Annotated in this window: 22 protein-coding genes; 10 read left to right on the top strand and 12 right to left on the bottom strand. The window is 69.4% G+C overall.

Features of this window, described 5'->3' with window-relative positions; translation table 11 throughout:
* Nucleotides 1–109 precede the first annotated feature (109 nt).
* Nucleotides 110–829, bottom strand: coding sequence for a UMP kinase (gene pyrH / locus NYZ98_RS25490; protein WP_262845723.1), 720 nt, complete (start codon nt 827–829; stop codon nt 110–112).
* A 209-nt stretch (nt 830–1,038) separates the two neighbouring features.
* On the opposite strand from pyrH, the gene NYZ98_RS25485 reads away from it, so the two are divergent.
* Complete coding sequence (locus tag NYZ98_RS25485) at nt 1,039–1,683, top strand: cytochrome b/b6 domain-containing protein (RefSeq protein WP_262845721.1); 645 nt, start codon at nt 1,039–1,041, stop codon at nt 1,681–1,683.
* 150 nt (nt 1,684–1,833) lie between these two features.
* On the opposite strand, the gene NYZ98_RS25480 is transcribed toward NYZ98_RS25485, so the two are convergent.
* Nucleotides 1,834–2,340 carry an ArsI/CadI family heavy metal resistance metalloenzyme gene (locus NYZ98_RS25480; RefSeq protein ID WP_262845719.1) on the bottom strand — a complete coding sequence of 169 codons (507 nt, stop codon included), beginning with the start codon at nt 2,338–2,340 and terminating at the stop codon, nt 1,834–1,836.
* 316 nt (nt 2,341–2,656) lie between these two features.
* On the opposite strand from NYZ98_RS25480, the gene NYZ98_RS25475 reads away from it, so the two are divergent.
* The 3 genes from NYZ98_RS25475 (at nt 2,657) to NYZ98_RS25465 (ending at nt 4,121) form a co-directional block, all read left to right on the top strand.
* A complete protein-coding gene (locus NYZ98_RS25475; RefSeq protein ID WP_262845717.1) occupies nt 2,657–2,983 on the top strand; it encodes an ArsR/SmtB family transcription factor in 327 nt (108 codons plus the stop codon).
* A gap of 203 nt (nt 2,984–3,186) precedes the next feature.
* The gene (locus NYZ98_RS25470; RefSeq protein ID WP_262845715.1) at nt 3,187–3,606 is read left to right on the top strand and encodes an arsenate reductase ArsC; all 420 of its coding nucleotides are present in this window, start codon (nt 3,187–3,189) and stop codon (nt 3,604–3,606) included.
* Complete coding sequence (locus NYZ98_RS25465; RefSeq protein WP_262845713.1) at nt 3,603–4,121, top strand: GNAT family N-acetyltransferase; 519 nt, start codon at nt 3,603–3,605, stop codon at nt 4,119–4,121. The genes NYZ98_RS25470 and NYZ98_RS25465 overlap by 4 nt, the downstream gene beginning before the upstream one ends.
* Before the next feature lie 12 nt (nt 4,122–4,133).
* On the opposite strand, the gene NYZ98_RS25460 is transcribed toward NYZ98_RS25465, so the two are convergent.
* The 7 genes from NYZ98_RS25460 to NYZ98_RS25430 form a co-directional block, all read right to left on the bottom strand.
* Entirely contained in the window at nt 4,134–4,649 is a 516-nt protein-coding gene (locus NYZ98_RS25460; RefSeq protein WP_262845712.1) for a hypothetical protein, read from the bottom strand.
* A gap of 138 nt (nt 4,650–4,787) precedes the next feature.
* Nucleotides 4,788–5,537 (bottom strand): cation transporter, encoded by a 750-nt coding sequence (locus NYZ98_RS25455; RefSeq protein WP_380707285.1) that lies wholly within the window; start codon nt 5,535–5,537, stop codon nt 4,788–4,790.
* Nucleotides 5,534–5,995 (bottom strand): ArsR/SmtB family transcription factor, encoded by a 462-nt coding sequence (locus tag NYZ98_RS25450; protein WP_262845710.1) that lies wholly within the window; start codon nt 5,993–5,995, stop codon nt 5,534–5,536. The genes NYZ98_RS25455 and NYZ98_RS25450 overlap by 4 nt, the downstream gene beginning before the upstream one ends.
* A 403-nt stretch (nt 5,996–6,398) precedes the next feature.
* Entirely contained in the window at nt 6,399–7,586 is a 1,188-nt protein-coding gene (locus tag NYZ98_RS25445) for a hypothetical protein (RefSeq protein ID WP_262845707.1), read from the bottom strand.
* Between the two features lie 189 nt (nt 7,587–7,775).
* Nucleotides 7,776–8,189 carry a TrmH family RNA methyltransferase gene (locus tag NYZ98_RS25440; RefSeq protein ID WP_262845777.1) on the bottom strand — a complete coding sequence of 138 codons (414 nt, stop codon included), beginning with the start codon at nt 8,187–8,189 and terminating at the stop codon, nt 7,776–7,778.
* A gap of 40 nt (nt 8,190–8,229) precedes the next feature.
* Nucleotides 8,230–8,475: a hypothetical protein gene (locus NYZ98_RS25435; protein ID WP_262845705.1), complete on the bottom strand. Its 246-nt coding sequence runs from the start codon at nt 8,473–8,475 to the stop codon at nt 8,230–8,232.
* A gap of 117 nt (nt 8,476–8,592) precedes the next feature.
* On the bottom strand, nt 8,593–9,153 hold the full coding sequence (locus NYZ98_RS25430) for a GNAT family N-acetyltransferase (protein ID WP_262845703.1): 561 nt from the start codon (nt 9,151–9,153) through the stop codon (nt 8,593–8,595).
* Nucleotides 9,154–9,314: 161 nt separating this feature from the next.
* Between NYZ98_RS25430 and NYZ98_RS25425 the strand changes: the two genes are divergently transcribed.
* Nucleotides 9,315–9,593, top strand: a complete 279-nt coding sequence (locus NYZ98_RS25425; RefSeq protein WP_262845702.1) for a hypothetical protein — start codon at nt 9,315–9,317, stop codon at nt 9,591–9,593.
* 33 nt (nt 9,594–9,626) lie between these two features.
* On the opposite strand, the gene NYZ98_RS25420 is transcribed toward NYZ98_RS25425, so the two are convergent.
* Nucleotides 9,627–10,022: a cupin domain-containing protein gene (locus NYZ98_RS25420; RefSeq protein ID WP_262845696.1), complete on the bottom strand. Its 396-nt coding sequence runs from the start codon at nt 10,020–10,022 to the stop codon at nt 9,627–9,629.
* A gap of 167 nt (nt 10,023–10,189) precedes the next feature.
* Between NYZ98_RS25420 and NYZ98_RS25415 the strand changes: the two genes are divergently transcribed.
* From NYZ98_RS25415 to NYZ98_RS25400, 4 genes are all read left to right on the top strand, one after another.
* On the top strand, nt 10,190–10,417 hold the full coding sequence (locus tag NYZ98_RS25415; RefSeq protein ID WP_262845691.1) for a hypothetical protein: 228 nt from the start codon (nt 10,190–10,192) through the stop codon (nt 10,415–10,417).
* 710 nt (nt 10,418–11,127) lie between these two features.
* Entirely contained in the window at nt 11,128–12,690 is a 1,563-nt protein-coding gene (locus NYZ98_RS25410; protein WP_262845685.1) for an alpha-L-arabinofuranosidase B, read from the top strand.
* 345 nt (nt 12,691–13,035) lie between these two features.
* Complete coding sequence (locus NYZ98_RS25405; RefSeq protein ID WP_262845684.1) at nt 13,036–13,797, top strand: GNAT family N-acetyltransferase; 762 nt, start codon at nt 13,036–13,038, stop codon at nt 13,795–13,797.
* A 142-nt stretch (nt 13,798–13,939) separates the two neighbouring features.
* Nucleotides 13,940–14,485: a dihydrofolate reductase family protein gene (locus NYZ98_RS25400; protein WP_262845683.1), complete on the top strand. Its 546-nt coding sequence runs from the start codon at nt 13,940–13,942 to the stop codon at nt 14,483–14,485.
* Between the two features lie 13 nt (nt 14,486–14,498).
* On the opposite strand, the gene NYZ98_RS25395 is transcribed toward NYZ98_RS25400, so the two are convergent.
* Entirely contained in the window at nt 14,499–15,332 is an 834-nt protein-coding gene (locus tag NYZ98_RS25395; RefSeq protein WP_262845682.1) for a MerR family transcriptional regulator, read from the bottom strand.
* Between the two features lie 390 nt (nt 15,333–15,722).
* Here NYZ98_RS25395 and NYZ98_RS25390 point away from each other — a divergent pair, with 390 nt between their 5' ends.
* On the top strand, nt 15,723–17,612 hold the full coding sequence (locus NYZ98_RS25390) for an outer membrane protein assembly factor BamB family protein (RefSeq protein ID WP_262845681.1): 1,890 nt from the start codon (nt 15,723–15,725) through the stop codon (nt 17,610–17,612).
* Nucleotides 17,613–17,820: 208 nt separating this feature from the next.
* Here NYZ98_RS25390 and NYZ98_RS25385 read toward each other — a convergent pair whose 3' ends face one another.
* On the bottom strand, nt 17,821–18,831 hold the full coding sequence (locus NYZ98_RS25385; RefSeq protein WP_262845679.1) for a TrmB family transcriptional regulator: 1,011 nt from the start codon (nt 18,829–18,831) through the stop codon (nt 17,821–17,823).
* Nucleotides 18,832–18,890 lie beyond the last annotated feature (59 nt).

The following is an 18,890-nucleotide window of genomic DNA, read 5'->3' as shown; positions in this document are numbered from 1 at the left end:
CTTACCGCCCGATCTCACCGCCCGACCTCGCCGCCCGACCTCGCCGCCCGGCCGATCTGACGGCGCGGGTTCGATTTTCGTCATCCGCTCCTCAGGTCACGCTCAATCGTCATGCACCGGGAGTTTTCACCGGGTCGCGGGAGATTTTCGTCCCGATGTCCTCCCCCTGGCAGATCGCCCTCATGACGCCCTTCGCCGCCACGTCGAACACGTGCATGAGGAGCCCCTGCTCGTTGGCGAGCACGAAGGCGCTCTCGTCCATGACCCGCACCCCGCCCGCCAGGGCCTCTCGGTAGGTGAGGTAGGTGTACCGCTTGGCGTCCGAGTTCACGTTCGGGTCGCTGTCGTACACGCCGTCGACACCGCGCTTGGCGACCAGCAGCGCGTCCGCTTCCAGCTCCAGAGCCCGTTGGACGGCCGGATAGTCCGTCGTGACGTACGGCTGGCCGATGCCGCCGGCCAGCAGGACGATCAGCCCGCGACGGAGGTGCCGATCGGCGCGAAGCCGGATGAAGGGCTCCGCCACGCTCTGCATCGGCACGGCGGTCATCACCCGGACATCCGTCTGCGAACGCGCGGTGAGCACTCCACGCAGCATCAACGCGTTCATCACCGTGCCGAGCATGCCGATGTTGTCGGCTTCGGCCCGGCCTATCCCCCAGCCCTCGGCCATCCTGCCGCGGAAGTAGTTGCCGCCTCCGATGACCACCGCGACCTCGACACCCAGCTCGCGGACGGAGAGGATCTCGTCCGCCAGCTGGGAAAGACTCGCCGGATCGGTCCCCCAACCGGCATTCCCCGCAAGCGCCTCGCCGCTCAGTTTGACCACTACACGTGAGTAACGACCCATCCCGTTCCCTTCACGGCCGCCCCACCGGCGACCCGATCAAGGATACGAGCCGCCTCTCGGGCATCCGGCAGGATGGCGGTCGTGGCGCGGGGCGTTCAGGCGGTCTTCGTGACCCCCTCCGTACCTCTGACGGAACTTTCACGCCTCTTCCGGCAGAACCCCGGACCGCTCGTCCCGGTATAAGGGGCATGGACTACGTTCAGCGCTACGGCAGGGCCGCACGCTGGTTCCATGCCTTCGTCTACCTGGTCATGCTGGTGCTGCTGTCGACCGGCTGGTGGTTCGTCCTCGACGATTACCAGGGTCAGCTGCTGGGCCTGCCCGACGGCGACATCCACGAATGGACCGGCCTGCTGTTCGTGCTCGCGACGCTCGGCTACGCCGTAGGGCGCGTTCGCGCCGCCCGCGACTTCGTCCGGGAGTCACTGGAACGCGAGCCTGGCGACGGCCGCTGGCTGGCCGCCTGGCCCAGGGCCGCGCTCACCGGCCGCTTCCGCCCTCACGAGGGCCACTACGATCCCGGCCAGCGCCTGGCCAACCTGGTCATGCTGACCACCTTCGCCGTCATGGCCCTGACCGGGCTGGGCATGCTGTACCTGCCCTCTCTCCTGCTGCTGGCCGACCTGCACCGCTGGGCCACCTTCCTGCTCACCCCGGTCCTCGCCGGCCACGTCGTGGTGGCCAGCGGGCTGCTGCCCGGTTACCGGGGGGTCTGGCGGTCCATGCACCTGGGCGGACGGCTACCGCGCCCGGTCGCCGCCCGGATCTGGCCGGGCTGGCTCGCGCGGGAGGACGGCGGCAGACCTGCCGAACCTGACGGACCCGCTGGATAACGGTCTTGCGGAAGACGCCTCCGGCGAAGGCTCTCCGGCTCCGGGGTGATCCTCTCCGGCTACGGGGTGATCACAAAAGCAGTCCTCCGCCCGCCGCGGCGCAGCGAGGCGCACCCCGCAGCGGGACGAAGGTGGTCCGCGGCCGGTTTCTCAGCAGCAGCCGGTGCGCGCCGTGGCGCCGACGGCCTGCTCATCGGTCCTCTCCGCGCTCGGGCCGCAGACACACGCGGCCGCCGGGGCCTGCGAGGAGGTGGCGGACATGCCCAGGACGTCGGAGGTGCCCAGGACGTCGGCGTCGGCCTTGACCACGTACACCTCCCACGGTTCGGCGCCGGGTCCGGTGACCCACACCTTGTCCTGCAGGGCGTAGCAGCAGGAGGTGTCGTTCTCCTCGAAGGTGGCCAGGCCGGCGTCCTTGAGCCGCTGGGTGGCGGCGGTGACGTCGGCGGTGTCGGCCACTTCGACGCCGAGGTGGTCCAGGCGGGTGTCGTGGCCGGCCTCGCCCTCCAGCAGGACCAGCTTGAGCGGGGGCTCGGCGATGGCGAAGTTGGCGTACCCGGGGCGGCGCTTGGCCGGCTCGGCGCCGAACAGCTTGGAGTAGAAGGCGATCGAACCTTCCAGGTCGGCGACGCGAAGCGCGAGCTGGACGCGGGACATGGCGATCCTCCATGGGTCGAGGCCGGGTGGTGGCGGTCACCACTCGGGCGCCGCTGTTTAGATGGACATCTATTCAGCCGGTGTCGTCAGCTTGCGATACTGCTTCGAGATCTGTCAACTTAGAGGTATGTCGAAACAACTGCTGCCGGTCATCGAGCTCCCCCGAACCGGGACCGGAGCCGGAGCCGGAGCCGGGATCAGGACCGGAGCCGGGACCGGAGCTGGGACCGGAGCCGGAACTGGGATCAGGACCGGAGCTGGGATCGGAGCTGGGACTGGAGCCGGAACTGGGACTGGGACCGGGACCGGCGAGCAGGTGTGCTGTGCGCCGCTGGCGTGCGAGCCGCTGAACGCCGCCGAGGCCGAAGAACTGGCGCCGTTGTTCAAGGCGATCGCCGACCCGGTGCGGCTGCGGTTGCTCTCGCTGATCGCCTGCCACGAGGGCGGTGAGGCATGCGTGTGCGACCTGACCGGCGCCTTCGAGCTGACCGGCCCGACGATCAGCCACCACCTGAAGGTGCTGCGCACCGCCGGGCTGATCGACTGCGAACGCCGCGGCACCTGGGTCTACTACTGGGTGAACCCCGGCGTCCTGGAACGCCTGTCGGCGATCCTTGGACCACCCCTGCCGGCGCTGGCGTGAGCGGAACCGCGCGGGGCCCGTCCGCACCAGCGACGGCCGGAGAGACACCGGCGAATCCCTCGCCTTGCCACCACCTCACCCCCCATTCCGCCACCGACCGACCACACCCCGCCGTCCACCCCTCCTTGACCTCACGCCACCGCCTCGCCCCCCGTTCCGCCGCCGACCGGCCGCGAGCCGCCGTCCCCGTTCAAGGAGTCATCGTGTCCGAGGTCCCTGAGGTGCTGTTCGTCTGCGTCCACAACGCGGGGCGCTCCCAGATGGCCGCCGCCCTGCTCGACCACCACGCCGCCGGGCGACTCACCGTCCGCTCGGCCGGATCCGCGCCCGCCGAGACGATCAACCCGGCCGTCGTCACCGTGATGGACGAACTCGGCCTGGACCTCACCAAGGAGTTCCCCAAGCCGCTCACCACCGAAGCCGTCCACACCGCCGATGTGGTCATCACCATGGGCTGCGGCGACGTCTGCCCGATCTTCCCCGGCAAACGCTACGAGGACTGGCACCTGGCCGACCCGGCCGGCCAGGGCACCGACCAGGTGCGCAGCATCCGGGACGAGATCGACGCCCGCGTCCAGGCGCTGCTCGCCGAGCTCCTGCCCACACCGGCGGACCGCAGGTGAACACGACCCCCGGCGCCACAGCGGGGCCGCACGTCACGGCCATGACGGTCCGGCACGCGGCCCAGGTGCTGGCCATCTACCAGCTCGGCATCGACGAAGGCCAAGCCACCTTCGAGACCACCGCACCGCACTGGGAGCACTTCGACACGCACAAACTGCCCGGCCACCGGTATGTCGCCCTCGACGACGCCGGCCGCGTCCTCGGCTGGGTCGCCGCGGTCGCGGTCTCCGACCGGTGCGCCTACGCCGGGGTGGTGGAGCACTCGGTGTACGTCCACCCCGCCGCCCGCCGCCGCGGCGCCGGAGCGGCCCTGCTCACCGCGCTGATCGCCTCCACCGAGGCCGCCGGGATCTGGACGATCCAGTCCGGCGTCTTCCCCGAGAACACCGCCAGCCTCACCCTGCACGAGCGCGCCGGATTCCGCGTCATCGGCACCCGGGAGCGGATCGGCCGCCACCACGACGTCTGGCGCGACGTGGTCCTGATCGAACGCCGCAGTCCGGTCGTCACCTGACACGGCGGACACTCACAGCAGCAGGGCAAGAACGGCGAAGGCGACGGCGCTGAGCAGGGCCGCGGCCTGGCAGATGACCACACCTTTGACGTAACCGCGCAGGTGGTGGCCCATGTCGTCGTAGGCGTCCATGCCCTCGGTACCGGGCAGGACGACGAAAGCGGGCCGCCAGCGCACCACGATCAGCCAGTCCAGCACGACCAGGTCGAACAGGTTGAAGCTCTGCCAGATGATCGTCGCGTAGACCAGGGCGGTGCCGAACCCCGCGCCAGGGGCGATGGTGGGCAGGCCGGCCATCGCGGCGGTGAGCAGGGCCAGGACCCCGGCCGCCAGCAAGACGCCGGCGACGCGGGTGACGCTGCGCCCGCGCGGGCTTTTGGGGCCGTACCGCTCGGCGATGGCCGGCGGGTAGTCGCCCACCATGAAGTCGGGTGCGACCAGTGTGCCGATGATCAGGACGGCCGCCAGCAGCAGACCCAGGCCCGACCCGTACGCCAGGCCGTGACCGGCAAGCGAACCCCATGGCATGAGAACCTCCGGCTCAGGTGAGTGAAAGACCGGCGGCGGCGCCCGCCGCCACCGTGCTCCGAGGGCCGGTACCGGCCCGGATGCCGCGCATCTCGGCCTGGTGGACGCCCCCCACGGGGGTGGGCATCGGGAGGCCGATCACTGAGTGGGTCGGTGAGCGCAGCAGTCGTCGGAGCATCCGCCCTGGTCGGTGGCGGCCTCGGATGGGATCGGGGGCGGGATGACCGGTGCGGCGCAGCAGGTGTCCCCGTGCCAGGCCCTGCGGCCTTCGATGACCGCCAGGACGGCGATGACCAGGGCGGCGGCCGGGTCGGCCCACCACCATCCGAACGCGCTGTTGAGCGCCAGCCCGCCCAGCAGCACGGCCGACAGGTACGCGCACAGCATGGTCTGCTTGGAGTCGGCCACCGCCGAGGCCGAGCCCAGCTCGCGGCCGGCGCGCCGCTGGGCCGCCGACAGGGACGGCATGACCACCAGGGAGACCGCCGCCAGGACCAGGCCGGGCGTGGAGTGGCCGACCTCGTTCGCGCCCGCCAGGGAGCGTACGGCGTCGAGGGTGACGTAGGCGGCCAGCGCGAAGAACGACAGCGCGATGACACGCAGCGCGGCCTTCTCGCGGCGTCGGTGGTCGACGGCGGAGAACTGCCAGGCCACCGCGGCGGCGGAGGCGACCTCGACCACCGAGTCCAGACCGAACCCGACCAGCGCGGCGGAGGAGGCCGCGGTACCGGCGGTGACGGCCACCACCGCCTCGGCCACGTTGTAGGTGATGGTGGCGGCCACCAACACCCGAACCCGCCGCCGCAGCACCGCATACCGGTCCGGGGCGAGGCCGGTGAGGGGCGGGTTTTGTACGGGACCGGCGGCGGGTGGGGTGTGCGTTCTCACGCGAACCGGCCTCCTTCGGCGAGCCGCAGAGGGTCGCGGCCGGGACCCTCGGGGACTTCGAGGACCTCCGAGACCTCCGAGACCTCGGGAACCTCGGGAGCCTCGGGGTCGGGCTGGGCGCACAGGACGACGGTGTGGCCGGTGGCGGACAGCAGTTGCTCGGCGGAGCGCAGCAGGTCCATCAGCTCGGGACGGGTCAGCGCGTAGAACGACTGGCGGCCCTCGGCCCGGTAGTCGACGAGGCCGCAGCCGCGCAGGCAGGCCAGGTGCTTGGACACCGTGGACTGGGCCAGCCCCAGCTCACCGGTCAGATCCACCACCCGCGCCTCGCCGCGCGCCAGCCGGGCCACGATGCGCAACCGGGTCTCGTCGGCCAGGGAATGGAACAACGCCGCCGCCGGCGGGATCCCCGCCGCGATACCGGCGCTCACACACCGACCCCCACCATCAATCGCCATATGACGATGATAGTCAGATATTGGGATGTGTTGGCAAGAAGCCCACGCCCTCAGGCAGCCTTGGTCGGGTGGCGACGACCGTCCGCACCGGTCCGAGAGGCGGCCATCCAGTGGCAGAGAGCGGTCTGACTTTTCAGTGCTGGCGCGACGAGGGTCCCGTCCGTCCAGATTCCGTACGACTCGCGCGAGGCCGCCAGCGCCCTCCTGCTCTATGCCGGCAAACTGGCGACATTCCAGGACGCCGGAGTCCTCAGCACGGAGGTCGTCACTCGCGGCCTCGTCATCGGATCAGCCGTCATGGCCGGGTCATTCCTCGCACGGCGAATCCTGCGCGACGTCACAACGCAGCGCTATGAAGTGCTCATCGACCTCGTACTCGTCACGGCCGCGCTGGGCATGACCATCAGCGCCTTGCGATGAGACCACAAGCGGCAGGTACCGACGATCGGTCCATACCGAGTTCGGTGGCGGCGCTGATCGTCTCCCCGCTGCTGCTGGAGGTCCGCAGTGGAAGCCGGGTCACCGGCCTCTTCGAGCTCCTGGCGCGATGCCGGGCCTTGGTGTGGTGTCGGCAGTTCGTGGAGCAGTAGCCGGTTTGTAGGAATTCTCGTTCTGCGGGGATGCCGAGGTTCAGTTCGAGGTCGACGAAGCTGGGGAGGGCGTCGAGGTTCGCGTTCGGGACGATGAATTCTCTGCCCGTGTACTTCTGCAGTACCGACTGTTTGAAGGCGGGCTTGCAGACGAAGGGGTTCGCGTAGGTGTTGTAGCCGAGCCCGACGCCGGTGTTGAGGAAGCCCACGTCCTGGCACTGGAACAGCACGGCGCGCATCGCGGCGGCGTCGCTGTGGCCCGTGTATCGGGCGGCGAAGTTCCTGAAGCACGACTTCGACTCACCGGTGGAATAGGGAGAGGGCCCGGCGGCCGCCAGCGCTTTGAGGAAGGAGACGTTGCAGCCGATGGCCGCCGACGGTTCTTTTCCTTTGAGCAGCGCGGTCCGGCTGCAGCCGGTCACGGTCTGGAATGCTCCGACGACATCCTCGTGCGGGCGGAGCCGGGAGTAGGCGACGACCAGGTCGGTCTGGGCCGAGAGCGGGTACGTCCCAGGCATGCCGAACTCCTCGTCCAGCAGGCGGAACCACGTCTCGAAACTCGGTACCCGGGCTTGGACGCCGGTCGGGAGGGTGTAGACGGCGAGGTTCGTCGGGTCGGAAAAGTCGTTGAGGCCGGGAAACCCGGCGTACGACAGGATTCCGATACCGGCTTTCGGCGGGCTGTCGCCGTAGATCCTGCGCAGTGCCAGGTAGCGCTCCAGGTTGGTGCTGGAGCCCGCCCACGCGTACCAGAAGCCGCTGGGATACAGCGAAGTAGTGCCGCGGGTGTGCGTGGTCCCGAACAGATTGGGCGAGACGCAGCGCACCTCCCGCTGTTCCCACGCGGTTCTGTACTCGATCGGTGTGGAAATGCAATCGGCCGCTATCTGCGCCGCCGCCCGGGAGCCTGGCAGCGCCGTGCCGGAAACGGCGAGCACGAGGGCGCCGGCCAGGAAGAGGGTGCACAACCTCCGGCCGGTTCCCGAATGTCTGGGGCCCATACATGCTCCTTGCGGCTCGCGGCGGTCAAGACGGAGCGAGCCGGTCGGCTCGCCGGGATCAATCTCCCGGACGGCGGCGAGAACCAACCGTGACGTGGCCGCTGATTGCCCCACCCGGACGGAGCGGAGATCAAGACCATGCGTATCCATGAAGATCTCGCCGAGCCTCGGCGTCCCCGCTTCCTGGTGTCAGGCGAAGCCGGCCAGTTTGTAGAGCACGAGGGAGCCGGCGACCGCCACGTTGAGGCTGGCCCCCGTGCCGATCATCGGGATCTCCACCACCTGGTCGAGGAGGTCGAGCGCCTCGGGCGGGATGCCGTCGCTCTCATGGCCGAGGACCGCGATGGTCGGCTGACGGGTCATCGGAAGGTCCGCCAGCCGTATCGCGTCTTCGGCCAGCTCGACGCCCAGAACCCGGATCCCGGCCGACCGCTGCTCGGTGAGCCACTTCAGCGGGTCGCCCGCCCAGTGCACGCACGCCGCCTGGCGCAACGTGTTCCCCCGGCGGATCGCCTCCGGCACCCACGGCAGGCGCGGTACGGCCAGGCAGGCCCCCACGGCGTCACACGTGCGGAGCAGAGTGCCGAGATTGGCCCCGTGCAGCGGCCACAGCGGCGCGGCACGGTCACGCCACGAGGCGTCTCTAGGAGCGAGAGCGGGAGCGAGAGCGGGAGCGGGAGCGGGAGCGGATGCTCCGGCTCGCCAGGACGACCAGGGCCATCTGGACGACGAGTACCAGCAGTGCGACCAGTGCCGACGCGGCGAGCGTCTCTTCCTCGGAAAGCCCGCCGGCGCATTCCGTTATGTTGCCTCCCTCGTACACCGATCCACAGTCGCGTCCCATGATCGAGACGGCGACGAACCAGTTGACGAACAAGAGGGGAAGCACACTCAGAAGTATGGCAGGCCTGATGTATTTCGTCCTGTCGTCAGAAACCATGGGTACGCGACCTCGTGACCCTGGCCGACAGGACGGTCACCGACATGGGGCCCGAGCCACTCGCCGCTATGCCGCGGGTTTCCACTCCTTCTGGAGTATCGCGTAGACGAATTCGTCGCTCCACTCGCCCTTGAACATCTCGTTCTCCACGAAATGGGCTTCGCGGCGCATGCCGAGCCGCTCCATCAGCCTGGCCGAGGGGGTGTTCCGGGCGTCGCAGCGGCCGTAGACACGGTGCAGGCCGAGAACGTCGAAGCCGAGGCGCAGGATCTCGCGGGATGCCTCGGTGGCGAGGCCACGCCCCTGGTAGGCAGGGTGGAAGACGAAGCCGATCTCACCCTGGCCGTGCTCGGCGTCCCGCCAGAACAGGGACAGGTCGCCGATCAGCGCACCGGTCTCGCGTAGTTCGACGGCGACGCTGAGGACGTCACCGTCCTCGAGCAACTCCGCCCGGCCGATCTTCGTCCCCAGGGCCTCCTCGGTCTCGTCCCGCGTGCGCGCGTCCCAGTAGAGGTATCGGGCGACGTCGGGGCGCGAGTGGAAAGCGTGCAGCTCGTCGAGGTCGTCCATGGTGAAGGGGCGGAGCAGTAGCCGGGGAGTCTCAAGAGGATAGGGAGGCTTCAGCACTCGATCACCATATTGACGGTCCGGCCTGTGCGCCTCTCAATATCCCGGCCTGTGCGCCTCTCGATATCGAGGGCCTGCCATCGGGCTCGGCGAAGTCGTGCGCGAGGTGGCCCACTTTCCGGCCACGAGTTGTACGGTGCGATGGAGGAGGGCGGACGCTTATGGCAGACGAGCAGATCACGACAATCGGCAGATGTTATCTGTGCAAGCGAACCTTCGGCTTCATCCCCGCGAGCGTCATGACGGTCATGATGGACCCCGAGTCGAATCTTCCGCTGGGCATGACGGTGTCGGGTGCTTTCCGTGAACCGACACCGGAAGCCACCGCCCGATCGGTAGAGGAACCCATCTGCTCCGACTGCGTGGACCGGACGAGGCGGCTCGGAGAGTCCCTGGAGCCCGCCCCTCGATTCGACACCTGGCAGCGACCCGGTCCTTGATCAGTGGTCCTTGTGCGCGACGCGCGTGCACGGCTATTCGAGGCCCGGGTGCGGAACCGCGTAACCCGGGACCGACGGCCAGCGGACGGTGAGCACCACCGACTCCTCCTCGGCGTACCAGGAGTGATCGACGCCCTGGCCCCATACGACGTAGTCGCCCTGCTTGGCCAGCAGCACGCTGCGGCCGGGCAGCTCCACCCGGAATCGCCCGCTGATCAGCATGAGCAGCGCCGTACGCTTCTCCCCGACGACCCATTGCGCCCGCTCGTCGCCACGGGGGTGCACGCCCCACTTGACCTCGACACGGTCGCTGTGGCGGACGTCGTCATCCGGCTTGAAGTGGCCGAGCAGCCAGCCGCGGTCACCGGCGGCGTCGATGTCGGCGCTGCCCACGTACACGTTCTCCAGCACGAGCCGCGACGTTAGCATGGCCCTCTTCCACGCCCAGGACGAAGGCCGGCGTCGCCCGATCCCCGCTGACAGCGCCTCCGACGGCCCGTGCCGGGCGTCGAATCCCCACCCGGTCCTGATCATTTCGAATGAGCTTGCCGATCCTCCGTTGCGAGCGTTCTCACAGGCGGCGCATACTGGAGGTAATGAAGCCAGCCAGCGGCGACCCTCGTCGTCACCTGTCCACCAGTCCCTTCAAGCCCCCGCCCCCCGCGCGGCCCGCGGAGCGGTTCAGCGTCAACGACCAGGTGACCCACGACCGGCATGGTCTTGGTCTCGTCATCAGCGTCGAGGACGAGATCGCCGTGATCGTCGATTTCGGCTCACGGCAGGAACGAATCACTACGCCGTTCAACAAGCTGTACAAACTCTGACACCGCCGCACCGCGAGAGAGCACACAGCGCCAGGGAACCCACCCCGGCGGTCAGTTCGGTCTGACCGGCGTGGACCCCGTGGGGACCTCTGTTCGGCGTTGTGTCGACCTCGTCGCGGCCGCCCCAAGCTGACAGCACCACATCGGTCCCCCGTCGCCCGCTCCCACCCGAAGCCCAGGTCAGGAAGTACTTTCCGACCCGGGCTTTGATTGTCCTGACGCACGTTCGATCTTCCAGGCTTCGCCATGCGCGCAGGGCCTGCCGTTCCAGCCGCCGGTGACCACACCCCGCCGCTGGTCCCGCGCATGCCGTAGAACCGAGCCTCGTCATGGCGTTCTCGATCACCTCCGCCGCGCCCGTCCGGTCGGCCCAGGCGTCCGGGTGCCCGGAGCCGCCCCCGGGTGAAACGTTCATCATCGGCCGGCCCCGCGTGACGCGACCTGTCCAGGAAAAGGGCGGTGCCGGGGGTGGCGGGCCGGGGGCGAGGGTTGACGGGAAGGCGTCCGTCGTATTTGCTCCGCCGCACCACCGCAAAAACGTCCAGCGACGAAGGTCGGAGCTCAAGTAGAGATGTTAGCGCTAACAAAACCCCCTGTCCGCTTCCGACGCACCGCCGCCAACGGCCGGTCAGCTGACAGCGGCTGTGTGTTAGCGCTCACAGCCTCATTCGCCGCCGGAGCGGTCCAATCGTAGAAAGGCACAGGATTCGATGTTCTCCCGGTCGATACTCAGGAACCTCAAAAGGGCATCATTATCCGCGGGCGCGACGCTCGCCCTCGTCGCCGGCCTCGTCACCGGCACGGCGGGCACGTCGCAGGCCGCGGGGACGCTCCCTTGTGACATCTACGCCTCGGGCGGCACACCCTGTGTGGCGGCGCACAGCACCACCCGTGCCCTCTACGGCTCCTACAGCGGGTCGCTGTACCAGGTGCGCCGCTCCTCGGACAACACCACCCGGGACATCGGCGTCCTGAGCGCGGGCGGGGTCGCCAACGCCGCGACGCAGGACGCGTTCTGTGCCGGCACGACCTGCCTGATCACCGTCATCTACGACCAGTCCGGCCGGAACAACCGCCTCACCCAGGCGCCTCCCGGCGGGTTCTCCGGCCCGGCCGCGGGCGGATACGACAACCTCGCGGTCGCGACCGCGGCGCCGATCATGGTCGGCGGTCAGAAGGCGTACGGCGTCTTCGTGGCTCCCGGCACCGGTTACCGCAACAACGCGACCTCGGGCGTCGCGCGGGGGGACCAGCCGGAGGGGATGTACGCGATCTTCGACGGCACCCACTACAACGGCGGCTGCTGTTTCGACTACGGCAACGCCGAGACCAACAGCCGTGACAACGGCAACGGCACCATGGAGGCCATCTACTTCGGGAACATCAAGGTCTGGGGCTACGGCTCGGGGAACGGCCCCTGGATCATGGCCGACCTGGAGAACGGCCTGTTCTCCGGGGTGAACCAGCGCTACAACGCGAACGACCCGACCGTGACCCACCGGTTCCTGACCGCCGTCGTCAAGGGTGAGCCGAACCACTGGGCCATCCGGGGCGGCAACGCGCAGTCGGGCGGCCTGTCGACCTTCTACAACGGGGTGCGACCCAATGTCGCGGGCTACAACCCGATGAAGAAGGAAGGCGCCATCATCCTCGGCATCGGCGGCGACAACAGCATCGGCGCCGCCGGCACCTTCTACGAGGGCGTGATGACGTCCGGCTACCCCTCGGACGCCACCGAGAACGCGGTGCAGGCCAACATCAACGCCGCCGGCTACGCCACCACGTCGGGCGGCGGCTCGGGCACCCTGACCCCCGGCTCGACGATCTCACTGCGGGCGACGACGGCCTGCTGCACGGACCGCTACATCCGCCACCAGAACGACAACGCGATCACCTCGGTGATCACCTCGTCGAGCTCCTCGACGGACAAGGGCGACGCCTCGTGGACCGTGCGCCAGGGTCTGGCCAGCAGTTCCTGCGTGTCGTTCGAGTCGAGGAACTACCCGGGGGACTACCTGCGGCACTCCAACTACCAGTTGCACAGGCAGGCCAACGACGGAAGCACGCTGTTCGCCGCCGACGCCACCTTCTGCCCCCAGGGCGGCATGAACGGCCAGGGCACCTCGTTCGCCTCCTACAACTTCCCGACGAGGTTCCTGCGCCACTACGCCAACACCGTCTACATCGCGAGCAACGGCGGCTCGAACACCTTCGACGCCACGGGCTCGTGGGCCGACGACGTGAGCTGGGTCGTCGGTCCGGCCTGGTCCTGACCTTCTGACACACCCGAACGGAGCCGTCCCCGGTCGCCGGGGACGGCTCCCTTTTCCTGTTGCGCGCTCGCGGGCGTCGTGGGAACGTTGATCGCGCTTCAGCACGCGTACACACACGGCAAGGGAATGAAGTCCATGGTCTCGGCGTCCCTCAGCGGCCGCCGTCGGCACTGACCGGTCTGCCCACCCGGCAGCATCGGCACCATCAGTGCCACGTCCGTCCCTCACGGCGGCCCAACGCGCCCGGCCCCGCGCCGGGTCTGACGAGCATGCGCGGCTCACCCGATCCACCTCGTGCGTCGGGACCGCGCGCCACCATGTCATCAACGTGAGGTCACCATCACCGTGGACACCAACGTCCAGAGCTTCGCCGTAGCCAACCTCCGCCGCCGCCCCGTGGTCGTCCAGACCGGTGGCTTCGTCGCGGGGTTCGACCCCGGCACCACCAGCCCGCACATCAACTACGCGACCCCCGAACCCGGCGCCCGGCCGACCGGCCAGGACGTCGCCGCGCTGATCGAGGCGTTCCGCGAGCGCGGCCTCAAGCCCCGGCTGGAGTTCGCGCCGGACGCCGCGCCCGCCGTCGAGCCCGCGTTGCGCGAGGCGGGATTCACCACGGAGGAGGTACACGAGTACCTGGTCTGCACTCCTGCCACGCTGACGATGCCACCGGTCCTCGAACCGGCCGTGCTCCTTGTGGAGACCCCGTCGACGGACGAGGACTACGCGTCGATCGACGCCGCCTTGGCCGAGGCGTTCAACGGGGAGTTCGCCTCCTCGCCGGAGGGCGTGGCCCGGTTGCGCCGCATCCAGGAGAGCGGCGGGGCCGTGCGGTTCGTCCGGGCGCCCGACGGCCGCTGCGCCGGCGGGGCCTCCTGCTCCGCACCGGCCGTGGGCACCTCGGAGCTGGCGGGCGTGGGCACGCGCCCCGCCTTCCGCGGACGTGGCATCGCCGCCTCCGTCACCGCCGCGCTGACCGAGGTCATGTTCGCCCAGGGGGCGCGGTCGGTGTGGCTGGAGTACGGGGGTGAGGGATCACGCCGCGTCTACGAACGCGTCGGCTACCGCCCCCAGGGCACCCGCCTGTACATGGCGCTCGGAGGCTGACCTGGGCGGGGACGGCCCAGCGCCGTCCCCGCCCCCGGCCCGCCACACGGTCTTGGCTTAGGAAATGTCGTGGCGAGCCGCTAGCTTCGTTCGTGCCGGGCCGAGCAGGACGGCCCCGGACCCGCCGAACGGAGCTAGCACAATGGGCAAGATCATCTCGAACTTCTTCATCTCCCTTGACGGTGTGGTCGAGGCGCCGGACCAGTGGCACTTCCCGTACTTCAACGACGAGATGGGCGCCGCGGTCGAGGCGGGCATGCAGACCGCGGCGGCGTTCCTCATGGGCCGCACGCTGTACGAGGAGTGGTCGGCCTACTGGACGACGACGGACACCGACCAGGACTTCGCCAAGTTCATCAACAACGCCCGCAAGTACGTCGTGTCGGACACCCTGGAGAAGGCGGACTGGAACAACACCACCGTCATCTCCGGTGACGTCGCGGCCCAGGTGCGCGAGATCAAGGAGCGGACCGACGGCGACATCCAGATGTCCGGCTCCGCGACGACCGTACGGTGGCTGCTCGCCAACGGCCTCCTCGACGAGCTGCGCCTCCTCCTCCACCCGATCGCCCTCGGCCAGGGCCGGCGCCTGTTCGACGGCACCCCGGCCCACCCGCTGAAGCTGGTCGAATCGGAGACCTTCCGAACCGGCGTCCTCAACCTGACCTACGTCCCGGCCGCCGGCTAGCCGATCGGTTCGCCTAGGCCTTGGAGACGGCGAGCTGGAACTCGTGGACCCAGTTGGCGGGGTTCTCGTTCATTTGCAGGCATACCTCTCGGGCGTAGCCCAGGGGTTTGTAGCCGTTGTCGTCGATCCAGCGGGCCAGGATCTGCATGCTCCGGTCCGCTTCGTCCATGGGGCCACGGTGCACGATCGTCGCGGCGGACTCGATGCCCGGGAGGTCCAGGACGTCGAACTCCCGGCCGGGGCCGGTGTCGCGGGCCACTTCCACGGCCGCGTGGACCAGCACCGCCTGCCCGTCCCCCGTCTCCCCGGGGGCGGCCGTGTAGTACGCGATCGACGGCCCGGACGGACACACGCCGGCGACATCCATGCGCCGGCAGATCTCCTGGTACAGCGGCCCGATCACCGGGCCGATGTCCTCGCCCTCGTAACTGGCGGCCCGCGCCGACAGTTCGGCGACGCGAGCGGGCGCGACCCCCTTCAGCACGACGTCCTCGGTGTCCATGTGACCCTCCTCTTCGATCATGCGCAGCCGTGCCTCGACCCGGGTCAGCCGGGCGGCGTCCGAGGACAGCTGCGCCTCCAGTTGTGCTCTGCGCAGCCGGAGCATGCCGTGCAGTTCGGCGATGCCGACCTTGTCGTCGAGGATGTCGGCGACCTTCTCGAGGGTCAGGCCGAGGTCCTTCAGGGCGATGACCCGGTTGAGCCGGCGCAGCTGGTCGGCCTGGTAGTAGCGGTAGCCGCTGACCGGGTGGATCTCCGCCGGCCTGAGCAGCCCGATCGCGTCGTAGTGACGCAGCATGCGCACGGACACACGACCGAGCGCGGCGAACTCTCCGATGCTGAACACGGCTCCATGCTGGCCCCTGACACGGTGTCAGAGTCAACAGGCCGCCCTGTGACCTTCTCCAGGTCGCCCGCGGCGCCGTGCAGGAGAAGACGGCTTTTCCGCTGGGCGGGTTGCGACCGACGGGGGGATTTCGCTTTCGAAGGCGGCGGCCGGGCGTGGACTTCATGGGTGGGAGTTCTCGAACCGGAATGGTTTATTCAGGCCTCTGACCAGGGCTCATGCCGTGGACGAAACCGGAGTCCTCCAGTGACCTGCGGATATCGAAGAAATGTTTCGAATAACCCGGCCAGGGTGAACGTTTCAAGGAAGCCATTCCGCCGAGAGTTATATTGCGTTTCGTCTGCTGCAATCGATTAGGGAGGCGATGTGGCATCAATTATTAGGAGAGCGGTGACCGTGTCCGCGGTCGCCATGGCGTGCGCGGCGGCTGCTTTCATGGTGGCCACCACCGCGCCCGCGGGTGCCGCGGACGATCCGCAATGGTCCATGGGCGGGCAGAACATCGGCAACAGCCGGTCCAACCCGACCGAGAACCTGCTCAGCACGACGACGGTGGGCGGGCTGGCGCTCAACTGGACCTACACCACGCGGGGCGACGTCTCGGCGACGCCCGCCGTGGTGAACGGCGCGGTCTACTTCCCGGACTGGGGCGGATACTTCCACAAGGTGGACGCGAACACCGGCCAGGTGATCTGGTCCCGTTCGGTCGCCTCCTACGTGGGCGCGAGCGGCACCGTGGTGTCCCGCACCAGCCCGGTCGTGGCCGGCGACACCGTCTATATCGGCACCCAGTCCGGCGCCCGGCTGCTGGCGATCGACGTCGCCAACGGCGACCTCCGGTGGAACGTGGCGACCGACACGCACCCTCGGGCCGTGCTGACCGGCGGGGCGGTGTACCACGAGGGCGTCCTGTACCAGGGCGTCTCCTCCGACGAGTTCTCCCTGGCCACCGACACCTCGTACGACTGCTGCACGTTCCGCGGCAGCCTGGTGGCGATCGACGCGGCCACCGGGGCGCGGCGGTGGAAGTCGTACACCCTGCCGGACCAGGGGCCGGGCGGCGACATCTTCAGCGGCGGGTCGGTGTGGGGCACCACGCCGAGCATCGACCCCGCCAGCAACACGATCTTCATCGGCACCGGGCAGAACTACTCGATCCCGCAGAGCGCGACCACGTGCCAGAGCAACGGCGGCACGCCGCAACAGTGCCTGCCGACCTGGAACGCCAAGGACTCCATCATCGCGATGGACCTCACCACGGGCGCGATCAAGTGGAACACCGGGCCGCCCCGCTTCGACGAGTGGAACTTCGCCTGCCTGCCGGGGTCCCCGCCGAACAACTGCCCGAACCCGGGCCCGGACCACGACACCGGCGACGGCACCCACCTGTACACGATCCCCGGCCCGAACGGGACGACCCGCCGCGCCGTGGGCGCGGGCCAGAAGAGCGGCGAGTTCTGGATGCTCGACGCGGCCACCGGCGCGATCATCTGGAGCGCCTCGGTCGGCCCCGGCTCGACGCAGGGCGGCATCCAGTGGGGCACCGCCACCGACGGGCAGCGCGTGTTCTTCACGTCGAGCAACGCCGGCAACCTCTCGCACCAGCTCCCCAACGGGCAGACGATCACCTACAGCTCGTTCGGGGCGCTGGACGCGGCGACCGGGCGGCTCCTCTGGCAGGTGCCCGAGCCGCACGGCGGACGGTCGATCGGCCCGGTCACGTACGCCAACGGGGTGATGTTCGCGGGTTCGATGAACAACTACATGTACGCGCTGGACGCCGCCACCGGCCGCGTGCTGTGGGAGTACCAGGGCGCGGGCTCGTCCAACGCCGGCCCGGCGATCGTCGGAGGGCGGCTCTACTGGGGCAACGGCTACTCGCGCGGGGGTACGGCGAGCACGAGGTTCTACTCGTTCAGGCTCCCCGGTCCTACACCGACACCGACCCCCACGCCGACACCGACACCGACGGTCGGGGCATGCGCCGCCACCTACCGCGTCATCTCCCAGTGGCAGGGCGGCTTCCAGGCCGAGGTGACGGTCCGCGCCGGCACCGCGCCGATCAGCGGATGGACCGTGCGGTGGGCCTTCGCCAATGGTCAGACGATCACGCAGATCTGGAGCGGCACCGCGACCGCGAGCGGCGCCAACATCACGGTCAGGAACGTCTCCTACAACGGGTCCGTGCCCGCGAACGGCACCACGGTGTTCGGCTTCCTCGGTAGCTGGAACGGCAGCACGAACGCCGTGCCGGCCTCGGTCACCTGCACCGGTCCCTAGAACGGGCGGCCGGGAGGTCCCCCTCCCGGCTCCCCGCGACCTCCCGGCGGCGGCCGACCGCGTCAAAGGCCACGTCAAAGAGGCCGCGTCACACGACGCAGCGTCACACGACGCAGCGTCACACGACGCAGCGTCACACGACGCAGCGTCACACGACGCAGCGTCACACGAGGCCGTGTCACACGAGGCCGTGTCACACGAGGCCGTGTCACACGAGGCCGCGGCGGCTGGCCTGGGCGCCCGCCTGGAAGCGGGTCTCGGCGTTCAGCTCGTCCAGCAGGTGGCGCAGCCGGCGGCGGAGGCTGCGCGGGCTGGTGCCGAGCTGCCGGGCGATGGCGTCGTCCTTGAGCCCGGCCGAGAGCAGCGTCAGCAGCCGCTGGTCCTCCGGGTCGAGCTCGGCCCACTCCTGTTCCCCGCCCCCGGCCGGCTCCGGCACGCCGCCGCGCGGCGCGGGCTGCGGGCTCATCGGAAGCGCCTCCTGCCACAGGCGCTCGAACAGCTCGACCAGGGCCACCACCATGGTGGACCCCTTGATCAGCACGCCGCGCGTCAGCGGCGTGTCCATGTGCAGTGGCATGACCGCGCGCCACCGGTCGACGATCGCCATCTTGAACGGCAGCTCGGGCAGGACCCGCGCCTCCTCGCCCGCCTTGACCAGACTGCCCAGCTCGTCGAGCGCCCCCGAGTGGTCGAACGCCTCCGGCACGTAGATGGTCCGGTAGCGGACGCCCTTGCGGAGCAGGCCGGTCTGCAGCGGGTTGTGGTAGTCCAGCACGTACGGGGGCCGGTCGAAGGTCAGTACCTCCTCCTTGGCCTCCTGCTGCAGCCGGACGTACCACCGGGCCTGCTCCTCGGGCGCCGCCAGCACCTCGAACTGGCCGCCCTCCTCCGGGTCCTGGCCGACGGTGCGGAAGGCCGCCTCAAGCTGGTCGGCGGTGTCGGTGAGCCGGTCGAGGTCGCTCTGCAGGCCGCGCACCAGCGAGCGGATGGCGGTCCCCGGGTTGGTCGCCGTCCAGCGGGGCGACCGGCCCCACAGGCGGCTGACCAGGCCTTTGGCGCGGATCCTGCTCAGGGAGGTCTGGATGCGCCCCGAGCTCTCGCCGCTCCGCATGACGAGCTCCTGCACCGTGATGCCGGGGCAGGCGAGCACCTCTCGGTAGATGCGCTCGTCGAATTCGCTGATCCCCACCACTTCCAGCGCCGGGCCGTCATCAAGCACGCCTAAGATCTTGGCCACTTCCGGCGACTGCCGCAATAGGCCACACGAACCACCTTGTC

The sequence above is a fragment of the Sphaerisporangium corydalis genome (assembly GCF_025506355.1).
Lineage (GTDB): Bacteria > Actinomycetota > Actinomycetes > Streptosporangiales > Streptosporangiaceae > Sphaerisporangium > Sphaerisporangium corydalis.
This window is presented reverse-complemented; position numbering and strand designations above follow the sequence as displayed.